Origin of the sequence: Micromonospora sp. NPDC051925, assembly GCF_044548625.1 — a bacterium.
In the GTDB taxonomy this organism is placed as follows: Bacteria; Actinomycetota; Actinomycetes; order Mycobacteriales; family Micromonosporaceae; genus Micromonospora.
Genome location: NZ_JBIUCH010000044.1, coordinates 1 through 14,366 on the forward strand (window position 1 = coordinate 1; position 14,366 = coordinate 14,366).

A 14,366-nucleotide genomic window follows, 5' to 3' on the forward strand; every position below is an offset into this window, starting at 1 on the left:
GCGAGTCGGGTGAGCTCGGTGATCGTGAGGCCTTCGTCTGCGATACCGCGGAACGAGATGCCGTCGGCGGTCTCCACGTCGAACATCAGGATCAGACGAGGGTTGCTGTTCACCTCCCGCCAGTCGACGAGAATACCGAGCGCAAGCGCCCCCGTACGCAGTTCCGCATTGCGCTTCCGCGCATCACTGCTCATCAGCGGGTTCGGGGCGATCCCGGGGAAGTCGGGCCCGACGCCGAGCGATTCCCGACTCAGGTCGGGCCTGAGCTGGTCTATCTGATCGCTGAGGTTGTTCGTCGAACCGATGATCCTGCCGATCATCGCGTCAAACATCCTGCCGAACATCCTGACCCCTCCCTCACACCGGTGCCCGAATCTCGGCCTGGCGCTCCGCCTTACCGCGATTGTATGGCGGCCATTCCCGAGCGCCATCGCACCGCCCCGTCTCGATGGGGTCGCCGTCTGTGTTCGCGGACGGGCTCGGTCGGTGCACCTGTCTGTCGGACGAGCCACGTCCGCACACCGACAGCTCGGGATCGAAACGTTTCCCGAGCCCGATGCGGCCTCGGGCACCACCACCTGAGTCGATGTTTGAGCTGGCTGTGGTCGGCCTCGATCGGGTTGTTGGCATGTCGTTCGACGTGGTGCCGCGCCGCCGGGACCAGGTCGTCGAACACTCTCGGGTAGACCGGGTTCGCGTCGGTGACCACCTCGGTAGGCGTGACCTTCAGCGTGGTCAGCGCCCGGTGGAAGAACCGCCGGGCCGCAGCAGCGTCCCGACGCGTCGAGACGAGTACGTCGATGACCTGGCCATGCTGGTCGACGGCCCGGTAGACGTACCGCCACCCACCGTTGACCTTGACGTAGGTCTCGTCCACGAACCAACGGTCACCCGGACAGTGGCGGGAAAACCAGGCGGCGTCTGCCAGCAGCGGGGTGAATGCCGACGGCGGTGGGGACCAGGACCGGACCCGAGACGACAACCTCACCGGCCCAGCAGACCACACGGCCAAGCTGGAGTCGATCATGCTTTCACTCGACGCAACAGGCCCACCTCACCCGGCCCCACGGGTTACGGGTGCGAGCGCGCCTCGTCGTGCCGACGACCCCGCGCTCCACCCCCTGACTCGCCCGACGAGCGGTCAGCTCTCTCAGCGCCCATGGTGATGCGCAGGAACTCCTCTGCGACGGCCATCGGCGTCTGGGTAGCCACCTGCCGGGGTGCCTGCTGCGACGCCTGATGGTATATATCCCGGTCCGCCAGCAGATCCGCCGTCGCACGCCAGAGCCGGGCGGGCCCGCTGTCCAAGTCGATCATCTCAAGAGCCGCGCCGGTAAGCGCGGGAAGATGTCCGAAGCCGCCGACCACATTCAAACTCACGATCCGTCCGGCCGCGCCGACCAGCACAGGAAGATGCCCGAAGCCGTAACCGACGACCGGCGTACCCATCGACAGCGCCTCGGCCGCAACGTTGCAGAACGTCTCGGGACTAGTAGACGGCACGAGCACTACCGATGCGCCCCCGAGAAACGGCTGCGCGTCGGTCCAGGAAATGGCAGGCAGGATCTCGACACCCGGCAGCGTCGCGGCCAACTGCCGGCACTCCGCAATCATGTCGCGCTGCATGCCGGGCCACAACTCGAAAGCCGCCTCGCCGAGCACGATCTCCACCTGCCGACCGAAACCTTCCGGATATGCCTTCAGCAGGTCCGCCACTCCCTTGGACGGGTCGGCTCGAGCGAGGATCCGAACCGGCCCAGTCTGTCGCAGCTGCTCACGCACGGCATGGTCGGGAGGGTCGCCCGGGCACAACAGCGCGTTGGGCAGGGAGTGCCAGCCGGCGGAGTCGAGACCGGCCCGCGCGGCCTCGTCGATCAGAAAATCGCTGATGGAGATCACGGCGTCGGGCTTGAGCGCCAGACTCATCGCCATCGGTTCGTCGACGCGTAGGAAGTAGACCATCAGCGCCGTTCGGACTCCGGTCGGTGCCGCACCGAGATATCCGAGGCCCACGCCAGCATCGGTCCAGCAGGCGACATCGATCTCGTGTTCGGCCATTAGGCTCAGGACCTCCTGCCGGAGCGGATCCGGGTCGTCCGGCATGATGTTCACGTCGTCGAACACGACCGGGCGCGACAGGGTCAAAGTCTCCAGGCGCACTGTGTCCGGCCCGTCCGCGGCGGTCGGCGGACCGGCGGCGATGATGATCGCGCGGTGGCCGAGTTCGCGCAGGCCGTCGGCGAGTGACGCAATCCCGCGCTCCACGCCAGCGGGCTCGTCCGGATTGTGCGTCAACAGGACCAAGGCTACATTCATGGGTTCTCCTCGTAGAAGGAACTAAGGGTCCGGCCTCGTGACGTCATCGTCGCCGCCGGTCGCCGGGCGGCGCATCACGGGCTCTGACCGAGAGATCAGCGACGCACCTCCGATAGGACGGCGCTGATAGCGGCACGGAAGTCGCGCCATACCGGCGGGCCGAGTCTCGGTCGGAGTTCGGGCAACACTTCGGGGGCGGCCGAGATGTGAGTGGGTACGGCCGACGGCCATGATGGTCGGGACTTGACGGAAAATATCGCTGTTTCGAGGATGGTGTGCGGCTGTGGACAGAGTTCTGGTCACCGGTGGCGCGGGGTTCATCGGTTCGCATTTCGTTCGGCGCCTACTACGCGACGAGAACATCTCCCGCGTGACCGTGTTGGATGCGCTGACCTACGCCGGCACCGTCTACAACCTGGACGGTGTACTGAACCATCCACGGCTATCGTTCATCGAGGGCGACATCCTGGACGGCACTGTGGTCGCTGACCTGGTCGCAACCCACGACGCTGTCGTTCACCTCGCCGCCGAGTCCCATGTCGACCGGTCATTCGAAACAACGGAGAAGTTCGTCGCGACCAACGTGCAGGGCACCCGTACGCTGCTCGATGCCGCAGCGCAACTGGGCGTACGGAAGTTCGTGCACGTGTCGACCGACGAGGTGTACGGACCCTTGCCGACCGGGACCGCCTGCGAGAACGACCCGCTTCGGCCGACGAATCCATACGCCGCATCCAAGGCAGCCAGTGACATGGTCGCAAACTCGTACTTCCACACCTACGGCGTACCGGTTTGCATCACCCGGTCCACGAACAACTACGGCCCAGGTCAGCACCATGAAAAGATCGTTCCTGCCTTCGTGACGAGCCTGCTCGCCGGGGGCCGCGTCAGCATCCACGGCCATGGTGAGCACATCCGGAACTGGCTACACGTCGAGGACAACTGCCGTGGCATAGAACTGGTGCTCCACAAGGGGATCCCGGGCGAGATCTACAACATCGGCGGCGGCACGGGGCTCACCAACAACGAGTTGGCCCGGACCGTCCTGCGCGCCTGTGGCGCAGACTGGAGTTCGGTCGACTACGTTTCCGACCGCAGGTCCAACGACATCCGATACTCGATGGACTGGACCAAGGCCGCCCGAGACCTCGGCTACCGGCCGATCCGGTCGCTCATCGAGGGCCTGGCCGAGACCGTGCAGTGGTACCGCAGACACCCCGAACGCTGGGTGGCTCCACCGACAGGCTCCGCCCAGGCGGCACAGGACGCCGCCCCCGACGTGGTGTCACCGGTCCCGTGAACGGCCGTTTGCTGATCACCGGCGGCAGCGGAACGCTCGGCCGACAACTGTTTCGCCGAGCCGTCGCGGCGGGCTGGGACGTGGTCGGCACCTATTTCGCGACACCGACTGAGACCGCCGACCAACAGCTGGACATCTGCGATCCGGCAGCCATCCGAGAGCTTCTGCGCCGGATCCGGCCGGACGTGGTCATCCACGCTGCGGCTGCCCGCGACCGAAACGACTGGGTAGCCACCGCCGACGGAGCAGCCAACGTAGCCGTCGCAACCGCTGGTGTTCGACTCGTGCACGTGTCCAGCGATTCGGTTTTCTCCGGGCGGGCGATGCACTACACCGAGGATGCCACACCCGATCCGATATACCCGTACGGTGCTGCGAAAGCAGCCGCCGAGACCGCCGTCCGAGCGGTGCACCGCAACGCCGTCGTCGTCCGGACCTCGCTCATTCTGGGCGACGGACGTGGCGACCACGAGCGGTTGACTCACGACCTGGCGGCTGGTCGTATCCATGGCGGACTGTTCACCGACGAAGTCCGCAGCGCGGTGCACGTCAACGACCTTGCCGAAGCACTGGTCGAACTTGCCGCCAGCAGCTACCGCGGAATTCTGAACGTAGCGGGCGCAGATGCCGTGAGCCGGTATGAGCTCGGCCTGCTGGTGGCGGCGCGGGACGGCCTCGACCCGGCGACAATCCGGCCGATTCGCAGCGCGAATCCCCATCGACCGGCCGAGATTCGATTGACCATCCAACGGGCACAGACGCTACTCGGTACCCGGCTGCGAGGCGCCCATGAGTTCCTCGCCGAGCCCCTCGACACACGGCCTGCGGTACCCAGAGCACGCCGTACATGATCGTACTAAAGCCGCAGGCCGGGCTCGCGTCGCCTGTATGCCCGGCACCACCGTGGTCACCTCGTTTGTCTGCGGTACCGGGCCCGGACCGCCTCAGTGTCGACGACCGTCATCGTGGTCCCGTCGAACGCGGTCGTCAGCAGGCCCGCCAGCGCTCGGCGTGCTGCGCTGTGGTGACCGCCGGGCCGCGCAGCAGCTCGAACAACGCCCGCAACAGCGCCGGCCCGAGCCGCTACCGGCGCCGGTTCCCGTACTAACCTCGGTCTTTCATCTGGGGCGGTCTTTCATAGCTGCTGGTCGATGGCTTTGGTCGGTGATTGGTCGGTCGGTTCGCTGGCGTGCTGATGGCCCGGCGCGGGGTCGGGTTCCTCCGTGCTGCTGGTCGGGGCGTGGGGTTGCTGCGTTGGCCGGCGGGTCGTGGCAGTGCGGCGAGGCGGTGGAAGGCGCTGGTCAGGGTGTCGGTCCAGGGCCAGTCGGCGGTGATGGCGAGTCGGGTCCGGCGGGCGGTGCGGGTGAGGCGGGCCGCGACGCGCAGGAGCCGGTAGCGCAGTTTCTGTGTCGTTCAGGATCGGTTCCGCACCTCCACGCCGTCGGGTCGGGTGGGTTGGACCTGCCCCATGGTCGCTCTTCGAAGTCAGTTGCGCCAGGATGTACCGTGCTCACACCACGCCAGCGGACGTGACCGGGCATGATGCTGCGATCAGCCCGAACGCTGCCCACTGTGACCCTGCGGCCACCAGCGTCGCAGTGAGGCAATCGCGACCGCTCAGGGAGCACGGCGTGCCGCAGTGACCAGGAATGTGCGGATCTCGGGTGGGATCAGCGGTGACGGTTCGACGGCCACGGTGAAGTCGTACGCCTCGAGCAGGGCGGTGACGGCGGCCAGTCGACCATCGAGGTCCTGGACCTCCAGGAGGAACTGGTCGATGAGTTTCCAATGATGAAAATCGATGCCACGGAGGACGTCGAGTTCGGCACCTTCGACGTCGATCTTCACCAGTCCGACGTGTTCGTCGGGGGCGAGGTAGTCGGAGAGGCGGTCAACTTGCACGGACACCGGTTCAGCGCGGTAGTGGCTCCGAATGAACGCCTCGGGCGCTTCGTGGGAGAGGACTGCGATCTGCAGTTCCTTGTCAGCCGGATAGCGGGTGGAATTGCCCGGTGCCAGCGGGTAGTACTCGAACCAGGCTCGTTCCTGTTGGGTGCCGAGTGCCCTCTGGTGTACTGACACTGCGCCGAGCTGCTGTTCCTCGATGTTTCGGCGCAACGCCTGCACCAGTTGCGGTATCGGCTCGAACGCGCGTACTCGCGCGTCAGGGAACTTGCGCTTCAGGAAGAGGGTGAAAAGCCCGATGTTGGCGCCGACGTCGATGACGATCCCGTCGGGCTCGATCTGGATGCCGTCGTAGCATCGATGGGAGAAGATCTCGTCGTACTGCCAGCGGGCTTCGGCTTCGTATGGCGCCCATACGGTCAGGCGGTCATCGAGAGTGAATGGGTGAAGCTCGGTCACCATACCTCCAGGTCACACGTCCGGCCCGACGATAGGGGGACGCTTCGATGAACAGGTGCAGCACCGGCGTAACTTGTGTGGTCACCGTGCCGGGTGGGCGAACTGCGTGACACCGTCGAGATAGTGGGTCGGATCCGGCACGCCGGCCTCATGAAACGCTTCCCGGCGCTCGTAGCACGTTCCGCACGTTCCGCAGTGCTGGTCGCCGCCCTTGTAACAGGACCAGCTCAATGACAGTGGGGCACTCAGCCGGGCGCCGTGTGCCGCGACCTCCGCCTTGGTCCAGGTCATGAACGGCACCTCTACCCGCGGAGTAGGGAATCCCTCGTTGGCGACGGTCACCAGCTTGCAAAGGGCCGTGACGAAGGCAGGACGGCAGTCCGGGTACACGAAGTGGTCGCCGGAGTGCATGCCGAGCGCCACCACGCCGACGCGGTGGGCGACGCCGACGGCGACCGCGACGTTGGCCAGGATCGCGTTGCGGTTCGGGACGACCGTGGCGCGCATGGACGCCTCCGCGTAATGACCGTCCGGGACGGTCATGGTGTCGTCGGTCAGTGCCGATCCAGGGAGCAGCCCGCCCAGACCACTGAGGTCGACCACTTGATGCACGGCGCCGTAGTGATCGGCGATGGCCCGAGCTGAGTCGATCTCGCGGCGATGCCGCTGACCATAATCCACGGTGACAGCGATCAGGCTGAATCGCAATGCTGAGTAGTACGCCATGAGAGTAGTGGAGTCCATTCCTCCGGAAAGGACTATGAGGGCGGAGGAAGAGCCCGATCGATTATCGTCGTGGGTCATCGGATACCTCCAGGTGCGTCGGCACGAACAGGTGCAGTCGGCCCGAAGGTGCGGGGCCCGAAAGGTGCTGTCCTGCATCACTGTCGTCCGGGTCGGGTCGGCATGCATCACGGCGGACGACCGAAGTTTCCGAGCCGAGCCACCGAAGCGGCCGAGCCGCCAGCGCCCCGTCGCGTTCTACGGTCGGCCGACCTCAACCTCTCGGTCAACGCCGTGATGTAACGGGGCGCCCGGGTCGGCCAGTGTTGGCGCAGGAGGTTCGACATGACATTCCGCATCAGCAAGGAGTTTCATTTCTCGGCCAGTCACTGGCTCGCCGGCCTGGCGGCAGAGCACCCGTGCGCTCGCATGCATGGACACAATTACGTCGTGGCATTGGAGCTGACTGTTGGCCGGGACGCCTTGAGCGACGTGGGCTTCGTCCGTGACTACGGCGACCTGGCCGCCTTCTCCCGATGGCTGGATCAGGAGGTCGACCACCGTCACCTGAACGACGTGGTGGACCGGAACCCGTCGGCCGAGAATCTGTCGCGCTGGATTTACGATAAGTGGCACGAGCGCTATCCGGAGTTGTCCGGGGTCCGGGTGTCCGAGACGCCCAAGACCTGGGCGGAGTACCGCCCGTGAATGCCCGTGTGGACGAGAACCGGGAGGCAGGTGATGCCGTGGTGGAGCCGATACTCGTTGTGAACGAGATTTTCGGCCCCACCTGAGCACCGTTCAAGGCGAGGGCCCGTCATCAGGTCGGCGGTGCGCCTTCCTCCGATTGGGTGGCTGCAACCTGTCGTGTCACTGGTGCGACACGCCGTACACCTGGGACTGGACCGGTGCCGCCGACTCGGGAACGGCCTACGATCCGCGGGTCGAACTGCACCGGATGCCGTGGCGCACGGTGCACGACCGGTTGGCGGCGATGGATGTGCCGCTAGTGGTCGTCTCGGGCGGCGAACCGCTCAATCAACAGGCCCGGTTGCGACCGTTGATCGCGGCGTTGACGGCGGACGGCCACCGCCTGGAGATCGAGACGAACGGCACCGTGACCCCGGCCGCCGCGCTGGTCGACCTTGGTGTCCGGTTCAACGTCTCCCCCAAGCTGGCCCATGCAGGCGACCGGGAATCTCGCCGGCTGCGGCCGGAGGCGCTGGCCGCGCTGGCCGCCGTTCCCGGAACCGCCTTCAAGTTTGTCTGTCGCTCGGTCAGTGACCTGGACGAGGTGGCGACCGTGGTGGCAGCCTACGGAACCCGTCCCGTGTGGATCATGCCGGAGGGACGGACGGCGGACGACGTTGCACAGGGGCTGCAAGAACTCGGCGACGAAGTGGTCGCCCGAGGCTGGAATCTGACGACTCGGCTGCATATCGCCGTATGGGGCGAACGGAGAGGGAAATGACAACGACGGAGAGTGCATCCGGCGCACAGGATCCGCTGGAGCACATTGCGCGGCAGTTGCTGATCGAGATCGGAGAGGATCCGGACCGCGATGGCCTGAAGGAGACACCGGCGCGCTTCGCTCGCTGGTGGCGGGAGTTCAGTCGCTTTCAGGCCGGCGACGTGGATACGCGCTTCCCGTTGCGGACCGACGGGCAAATCATCATGGTTTCGGATATCAAGGTGTGGTCGCTGTGTGAGCACCACCTGCTGCCGTTCTCGTGTTCGCTGACCATTGCGTACCGGCCGAACGGCGACGTGTTGGGCTTATCGAAGTTCGCGCGCATCGCGCACCGCCACGCCCACCGACTACAGGTGCAGGAACGCCTCGTGCAGGACATCGCCACCGAAATCACCGCGATCACGGGTTCCGTCGACATCGCCGTGATCGGTCATGGCGAGCACCTGTGCATGAGCATGCGGGGGGTGCGCACTACCGCCCAGATGACGTCCTCGGTGTTCCGAGGCGTCTTCCAGGAACACGGCCCGGCCCGGCAGGAACTGGTGGCCACGGTCTTTTCGCGGCGCTGAACCCCGCCTGGAACGGAGCGCAGGTGAACATCGCCGGACCACGGATCTCGGTCGTCATCCCTACGTATAACCGGGCGGACCTGTTACGGGGAACCTTGGAGGCGTTGACCGCCCAACGGATGCCGGCGGGCACTGTTGAGGTCATTGTCGCCGATGACGGTTCCTCCGACGGCACTCGCGACGTTGTTCAGGACTTCACCCGTAGGCTTCGCCTGCGGTATCACTTCCAGCCGGACCGGGGATTCCGGGCGGCGGCGGCGCGCAACGCGGGCGCCCGGCTGGCGTCGGCACCGGTGCTCGTGTTCGCGGACAGCGGCATTCTGCCCGGCCCGGATTTCCTGTCCTCCCACCTTGAGGCCCACGCTGCGGGGTCCGCCGCAGTTATCGGATACACCTTCGGCTACCGGCCGGGCGATCCGACGCCCGGCCTCGCCGCCGCCCTGCGGACCACACCGGTGGCGGAGGTGGTCCGGCGCTACGGCGATGCGGCGACGTTTCTCGACATCCGGCATCGAGCGTTCGAGCGCTTCGCGTTCGATCTGGACCGCACCATCGTGCCGTGGCAGTGGTTCTGGTCGCTGAACTGTTCGGTGCCGGCTGACGCGTTCCGGGCCGTCGGCGGATTCGACGAGAGTTTCCGCAGCTGGGGTGGCGAGGATCTGGAACTAGGTTTCCGGCTCTTCCGGCACGGCCTGCGGTTCCAGGTCAACCGGGACGCGTGGGCGGTCGACGTGCCACACCCGAGGTCCGCCGACGTCGATCAGGCCAGCAACCTGATGAACCTGCTGACGTTCCTGCGGCGTCATCCGGAACCGGTGGTTGAACTTCTGTTCAGCTGGTTCGCCCGGGAACAGCGTGGCTTCCAGATCAACCACCAATGGAACGTAGAAGACGAGTACCGGGCCCTGAACGCGGCGACCGTCGAAGCCCGGAGGCGGTCGGTCGTCGATGAACTCGACCAGGAGGTCGCCATGCTGGGGGACGCCACACGCATCGCGGTATTGGGTTGCGGCCCGGAGGTACCGGATCGGCTGGCCGGCGCCGTCCTTTTCGATTTCGATCCGCAGGTGGTCAATGGCATAGCCGGCCGGGGTCGCCGCGTCGGCCATGCTGTCGGACTACACACACTGTTGCCGGACAAGGCCGTGGATCTGGTGATCGTCACGTCGCGGTTGAGTGGTCTGTGGGAACGCTGGCAGCGCGAGATCCGCGCCGAGGCGCACCGCATCGGCCACACGGTCCGGACCCACGTGCCCGGTTGATGCTGTGGCGAGGGCCGCCGGGCCACAACGGCACGGCGGCCGGCTCGTCAGTTCGTCGGGCGCCCGCGCGCCGGCAGGCCATCGGCCAGCAGCGGCCAGAACGCCGGGTCGCGAAACAGCTGCGGCAGGTCGATACGCCCGGTGATGCCGAGCTTGCGGTATGCGCTCGACAGGTGCAGCTCGACCGTCCGCCGAGTGATGTGCCGCGTCTGAGCGATTCCATTGTTGGTGGCGCCCCGGATCGCGTCGATGAGAATTTGCCGCTCCCGGCGGGTCAGTGTGAGCACGCCTCGCAGGGACATCTGCCGTGGCGCTCGCTCGTGCGCGACGAGCAGTTGTTGGCGGGAGCGCAGCGCCAAGGCGCCGGCGGCGCACCGGTCGGCGATATGCACCGCCTGCGTGAGAGCTGTGATCGCTTCCTGGCGGGTCAGCGATCCGCTCAGCGCCGAACCCAGATCGGCGAGCGCATGCGCCGCGTCCAGGCCCTCGGCGGGACTCAGCAGAGCCACTGCCTCGCGTAGCAGACGGTGTTTCTCTGCCGTCCCGCTGGCGCATGCCTGGGCCCGCAGTGCCCGGCCGCGCTCCAGGGGCGACCCGACCGCGTCGGCGAACTTGAGCTGGGCACAGGCTACCCGTACGGCCTGCCGTCGACGCCCCACCGCCACCAGCAGGTCGGTGCCGTATCGGCGCCACATGAGACTTCCCGGCAGCCGAATGCCTGCCTGGTACGCGCGGGCTCGCAGGTCGGCAAGGTCTCGGCGGGCTCCGGTGAGGTCACCGTCACCGGCCCGCATCCGGGCCCGGGCCAGCAGCAACTCGCTGTAGTGCCAACCGGGCGGCAACTCGTCGATCAGCCGGTAGCGACGCAGCAGAGTACGTGCGTCGTCCGGCTCGCCACGGCTGACGTGTACGTCGGCGAGCAGTCCCACCAGGATCACGGTGATCGGATCGTGCGGTGCTTCCGGCCGCTCTCCCTGCTCCCATAGTGCGTCGTTGAAACATCTGCCGGCCTCTTCCAAGTCTCCGACGGCCAGCGCGATCCGGCCCCGGACCGAGGCCAGCCACCCCTTCGGTGACGACTGGCCCTCGGACTCCGACCGATCGAACCGGTTCAGCCAGGAGGTTGCCTCGTGATGATCGCCGGCGTCCGCAAGCACCGCCAACGCCGCGGTCCGTGCCAGCGGGTGAAGTTGCAGCCCCGTTCCGTCCTGACCCAATGCCTGCCGGGCTTCCCGCACCGCCTCCCGCGGGTCCGAATCGACGAGATAGCGGAGGAACGCATCCAGAGCAGACCACGCGGTCTGCACGGGTCGCCGGTCGGTGTCGTCGCCCTCGCGCACCGCCATCGCGTCCGGTGGGCTCAGCAGGCCCTGAATCCGCCGGCGCACCTGCACTGGGCGGCCAAGGAAGGGCCGGTGCAACTTCTGGTATCCCTCGGCCCAGCCCTCGAACACCGTCCCGCGGACGCTCGTATCGATGCGGTCGAGCAGGTCGTGTTGGTGTGCGCCCAGCTCCGTTTCGTACAGGACACGGCCGATCTGCCCAAGCATCCCCGCCACCACGGCGCGGTCGTTGTCCTCCGACAGCACCGCGACGGCCGCGAGCAGCCCGTTTTCCGGATCCCGCCGGATTTCGAGATGAGCGAGCCGGAGCATGGCCTCCCGGTGCTGCCTACCGGTGGCGACGCGGGCCGCCAATTCCAGACAGCGTCCTTCGACGCCGTCCGCGCCGGTCTCCCGGGCGTGATCGGCGGCCTGCAGGAGAACCTGAGCCGGCCATGACCCGCTCGGCGCGACCGTCGAGGCGGTCAGGTGTGACGCGATGCGATCCGCCGGAGCGTTCAGGACGAACAGGTACTCGGCGATGCTGAGGTGCGTCGCACTGCGGGCCATCGCCGTCATCGACGCCGCGATCGCGGTACCCAGGGCCGGGTGCCGCAGGGGAAGACTTTCGGCGTCCCCGATCAACCTCATGCGGATCAGCAGGTCCAGAGCGGTCAGCACCTCGTGGACGTCGAGGCCGGTGAGGTGGGCGACCAGCGCCGCATCGACACCGCCGTGGCTCTGGGCCACCGCGATGGTCTCCACGATCCGCATAAGCGCGGTCCCCAGCCGGTTCAACCGCCCGCGCACCAGTCGCAAGGCGTCGTGCAGTACGACCTCGTCGACACTATGGGGCAAGCCGGAGCCGGCGGAGCGGCTGCGTAGGACCTGGGCGAGTTCCCCGATCATGTACGGGCTGCCGCCGCACCACCGGTGGACCTCGGCGACGAAGCGTCCGGCCGGCCGGGACGGCAACAGGGTGCACAACAGGTCGCCGGTCTCCGCCTCGGTCAGCCCGTCGAGTTCCATCCAGGTCGCGTCGGTCAGCATCTCCGCCAAGTGCTCGGGCGCGGTGGGCGGTTCGCCGGCGCGGATCGACACCAGTAGAAGTATCGGTAGTCGCGCGCACGCCTCCAACACCTGCCGCAGCCACTGGAGTGCCGGGCGGCCGGCATACGTGATGTCGTCCACCGCGACGACCAGCGGCCCCCGCTCAGTCAGCGCGGCGACAGCCGCCCGTGCCGCGGACACCTGCCGGTCGCGGTCTGCCCAGTCGTCTGTTCCGGTGGGTTGCCATCCCAGCAGGGGTGGCCGCGTCTGGCAGGTCGACTGCCGCGCATCGGATATCGGTGAAACCTCTTCGGCGAGGCATCGGAGAAGGTCGGTGACCAGCGCGGTCGGCACCTGACGATCCGCCAGCCGGCAGCGGACGCGTACAGCGGACCCGCCTTCCTGGCGGCAGGCTCCCACGAACTCGTCGAGCAGCGCGCTGCGGCCCACTCCGGGTTCGCCGGTCACCGCGACGCGGACGAGCCCCGCATCGGCACTCACTACCCTTGCCTGCCTCAGCGCCCGCAAGTGGGCCAGTCGTCCCACCAACCGGGGTGGATTGTCCACGGGCCACAAGCCGCTTCCTCCAGTTTCTGGATCGGCGGTCAAGCGGACTCCCCAGGCCGGGCGACGAGGACCAGCCCTTGATCCCCGATGGCATGCGGTCGTCGGGCGAAATGGCGGTTGAGGGCCGGCACGAGAGCCTCCCGCATGTCGGCGGCACGCGGATGTCCGTCGTACCAGAAATTCACCAGCAGGTCCGCGGCTGAGCGGATCCGCTCACCCAGACTCGGTTCCGTGAAATGCAGGGCGGCTTCGGTGCGGCTCAGGGAGAGCCGGCCGAAACCATGTTCGGACAGCGTCTGGGCCGCGGTCGCGAGCAGGTAGCCCTGGTGATCGTGGGATTCCCCGGCAATCGGCACGCAGACCTCGTTGAGTAGGGCTACCACCTCGTTGTCCGGAGATCCCCCGATGAGCACCACTTTGGCCTCGCCATGCGTGGGGTCGCACACCCGGGCGATCTCCCGCACGGCCTTGACCGGATTGTCGACGTAGGGCAATACCCAGGCGGAAAACACCGCGTCGAAGCTGCCGTCCGAGAACGGCAACGCCTCCGCCCGTCCGGGATGGACCTCCAGTTCACCCACGTCGGTGCTGCCCAGGCCCAGTCGCAGCCGCTCGACACGGTTGACGTGCGGCTCGACGGTGACGCATCGACCGAGGTCGCCTGCAACGGCACGGGTGATCTCCCCAGTTCCACCGCCCACGTCGAGGACCTGATGGTTACCCGTCAGGGCCGCTCGGACGACGGCCATCTCCTCCCGGCGCTCCAGCCGATCGACAAAGTTCTGCCAGCCTCCGGCGCTCAACCGATGCGGTCCCCGATAACGCTGTGGTGCCCGGTCCAGGGGTCCACACCAGGGGTGTGTCCGAACCTCGGCCGCGCTGAGGGTGTTCGCTGCCGCACGTGCCCTCTGCTGAACATGCATGATCTTCTCCTCACGCGATCCGGAACCTCCGGCTTCGGCCGCGCACCCACTGACCGCCGAGTTCGGTACCTTCAAGGAGCCTCCTCAGTTGGCGGTGATGAGTCTTTCGATCCAGCCGTCGACAGACATCTGTCAACTGACGCATTCTCCGATGGCTCGGCGGGCTCACGCCGCCTACTTTCCCCCGCGATCTCCGCGCGGCTGCGCAGCCCCAGCTTGGTGGATGTGCGATACGTGGGTCTGTACCGCGCGGGGGGAGAGAAACATGGGGTTCGAGTCCCTTCGGGCACACAAGATCAAAAGGGGTCTGACCTGCGGGCACTGTTCTCCTGCTACGTGGCGTCCGGCGCCCGGGCCAGCGAGTTGCTCGGCATCCGCCTGCCCGACATCGACTGGCAGAAGGGCTAGCTTGATCTTTAACCTGCGGCGCGGTGGCATCGACCCCGGCTGATCATGGAGACAGCCCTTGATCGATCATTCCTCTTGTCTAGGGAAGAAG

General features: G+C 66.9%; 12 protein-coding genes and 2 pseudogenes. 6 read left to right on the forward strand and 8 right to left on the reverse strand.

The window, feature by feature from the left end:
* The 3 genes and pseudogenes from ACIG87_RS31885 to ACIG87_RS31895 all read right to left on the reverse strand — a co-directional run.
* Positions 1-344, reverse strand: a 344-nt coding sequence (locus ACIG87_RS31885; protein ID WP_396855336.1) for a hypothetical protein, incomplete at its 3' end; no start/stop codon positions are given.
* A gap of 188 nt (positions 345-532) precedes the next feature.
* Positions 533-940: pseudogene (locus ACIG87_RS31890) on the reverse strand (DDE-type integrase/transposase/recombinase); the annotation flags it as partial.
* Between the two features lie 131 nt (positions 941-1,071).
* Positions 1,072-2,316, reverse strand: a complete 1,245-nt coding sequence (locus tag ACIG87_RS31895; RefSeq protein ID WP_396855337.1) for a glycosyltransferase family 4 protein — start codon at positions 2,314-2,316, stop codon at positions 1,072-1,074.
* A gap of 283 nt (positions 2,317-2,599) precedes the next feature.
* Between ACIG87_RS31895 and rfbB the strand changes: the two genes are divergently transcribed.
* On the forward strand, positions 2,600-3,616 hold the full coding sequence (gene rfbB / locus ACIG87_RS31900) for a dTDP-glucose 4,6-dehydratase (protein ID WP_396855338.1): 1,017 nt from the start codon (positions 2,600-2,602) through the stop codon (positions 3,614-3,616).
* Positions 3,613-4,467 (forward strand): SDR family oxidoreductase, encoded by an 855-nt coding sequence (locus ACIG87_RS31905; protein ID WP_396855339.1) that lies wholly within the window; start codon positions 3,613-3,615, stop codon positions 4,465-4,467. Before rfbB ends, ACIG87_RS31905 begins: the two co-directional genes overlap by 4 nt.
* Before the next feature lie 406 nt (positions 4,468-4,873).
* On the opposite strand, the pseudogene ACIG87_RS31910 reads toward ACIG87_RS31905, so the two are convergent.
* From ACIG87_RS31910 to queC, 3 genes and pseudogenes are all read right to left on the reverse strand, one after another.
* Positions 4,874-5,023, reverse strand: a pseudogene (locus ACIG87_RS31910) (IS1380 family transposase); the annotation flags it as partial.
* A gap of 210 nt (positions 5,024-5,233) precedes the next feature.
* Complete coding sequence (locus ACIG87_RS31915) at positions 5,234-5,980, reverse strand: FkbM family methyltransferase (protein ID WP_396855340.1); 747 nt, start codon at positions 5,978-5,980, stop codon at positions 5,234-5,236.
* A gap of 81 nt (positions 5,981-6,061) precedes the next feature.
* On the reverse strand, positions 6,062-6,784 hold the full coding sequence (queC, locus tag ACIG87_RS31920) for a 7-cyano-7-deazaguanine synthase QueC (RefSeq protein WP_396855341.1): 723 nt from the start codon (positions 6,782-6,784) through the stop codon (positions 6,062-6,064).
* Between the two features lie 264 nt (positions 6,785-7,048).
* Between queC and ACIG87_RS31925 the strand changes: the two genes are divergently transcribed.
* The 4 genes from ACIG87_RS31925 (at position 7,049) to ACIG87_RS31940 (ending at position 10,005) form a co-directional block, all read left to right on the forward strand.
* Positions 7,049-7,411, forward strand: coding sequence for a 6-pyruvoyl trahydropterin synthase family protein (locus tag ACIG87_RS31925; RefSeq protein WP_396855342.1), 363 nt, complete (start codon positions 7,049-7,051; stop codon positions 7,409-7,411).
* A gap of 139 nt (positions 7,412-7,550) precedes the next feature.
* Positions 7,551-8,174 (forward strand): 7-carboxy-7-deazaguanine synthase QueE, encoded by a 624-nt coding sequence (locus ACIG87_RS31930; protein WP_396855343.1) that lies wholly within the window; start codon positions 7,551-7,553, stop codon positions 8,172-8,174.
* The gene (folE, locus tag ACIG87_RS31935; RefSeq protein ID WP_396855344.1) at positions 8,171-8,743 is read left to right on the forward strand and encodes a GTP cyclohydrolase I; all 573 of its coding nucleotides are present in this window, start codon (positions 8,171-8,173) and stop codon (positions 8,741-8,743) included. Before ACIG87_RS31930 ends, folE begins: the two co-directional genes overlap by 4 nt.
* Before the next feature lie 23 nt (positions 8,744-8,766).
* On the forward strand, positions 8,767-10,005 hold the full coding sequence (locus tag ACIG87_RS31940; RefSeq protein WP_396855345.1) for a glycosyltransferase family 2 protein: 1,239 nt from the start codon (positions 8,767-8,769) through the stop codon (positions 10,003-10,005).
* A gap of 47 nt (positions 10,006-10,052) precedes the next feature.
* Here ACIG87_RS31940 and ACIG87_RS31945 read toward each other — a convergent pair whose 3' ends face one another.
* Both ACIG87_RS31945 and ACIG87_RS31950 read right to left on the reverse strand, forming a co-directional pair.
* Positions 10,053-12,944: a LuxR C-terminal-related transcriptional regulator gene (locus ACIG87_RS31945; RefSeq protein ID WP_396855346.1), complete on the reverse strand. Its 2,892-nt coding sequence runs from the start codon at positions 12,942-12,944 to the stop codon at positions 10,053-10,055.
* A gap of 38 nt (positions 12,945-12,982) precedes the next feature.
* Entirely contained in the window at positions 12,983-13,747 is a 765-nt protein-coding gene (locus tag ACIG87_RS31950; protein WP_396855347.1) for a class I SAM-dependent methyltransferase, read from the reverse strand.
* Positions 13,748-14,366 lie beyond the last annotated feature (619 nt).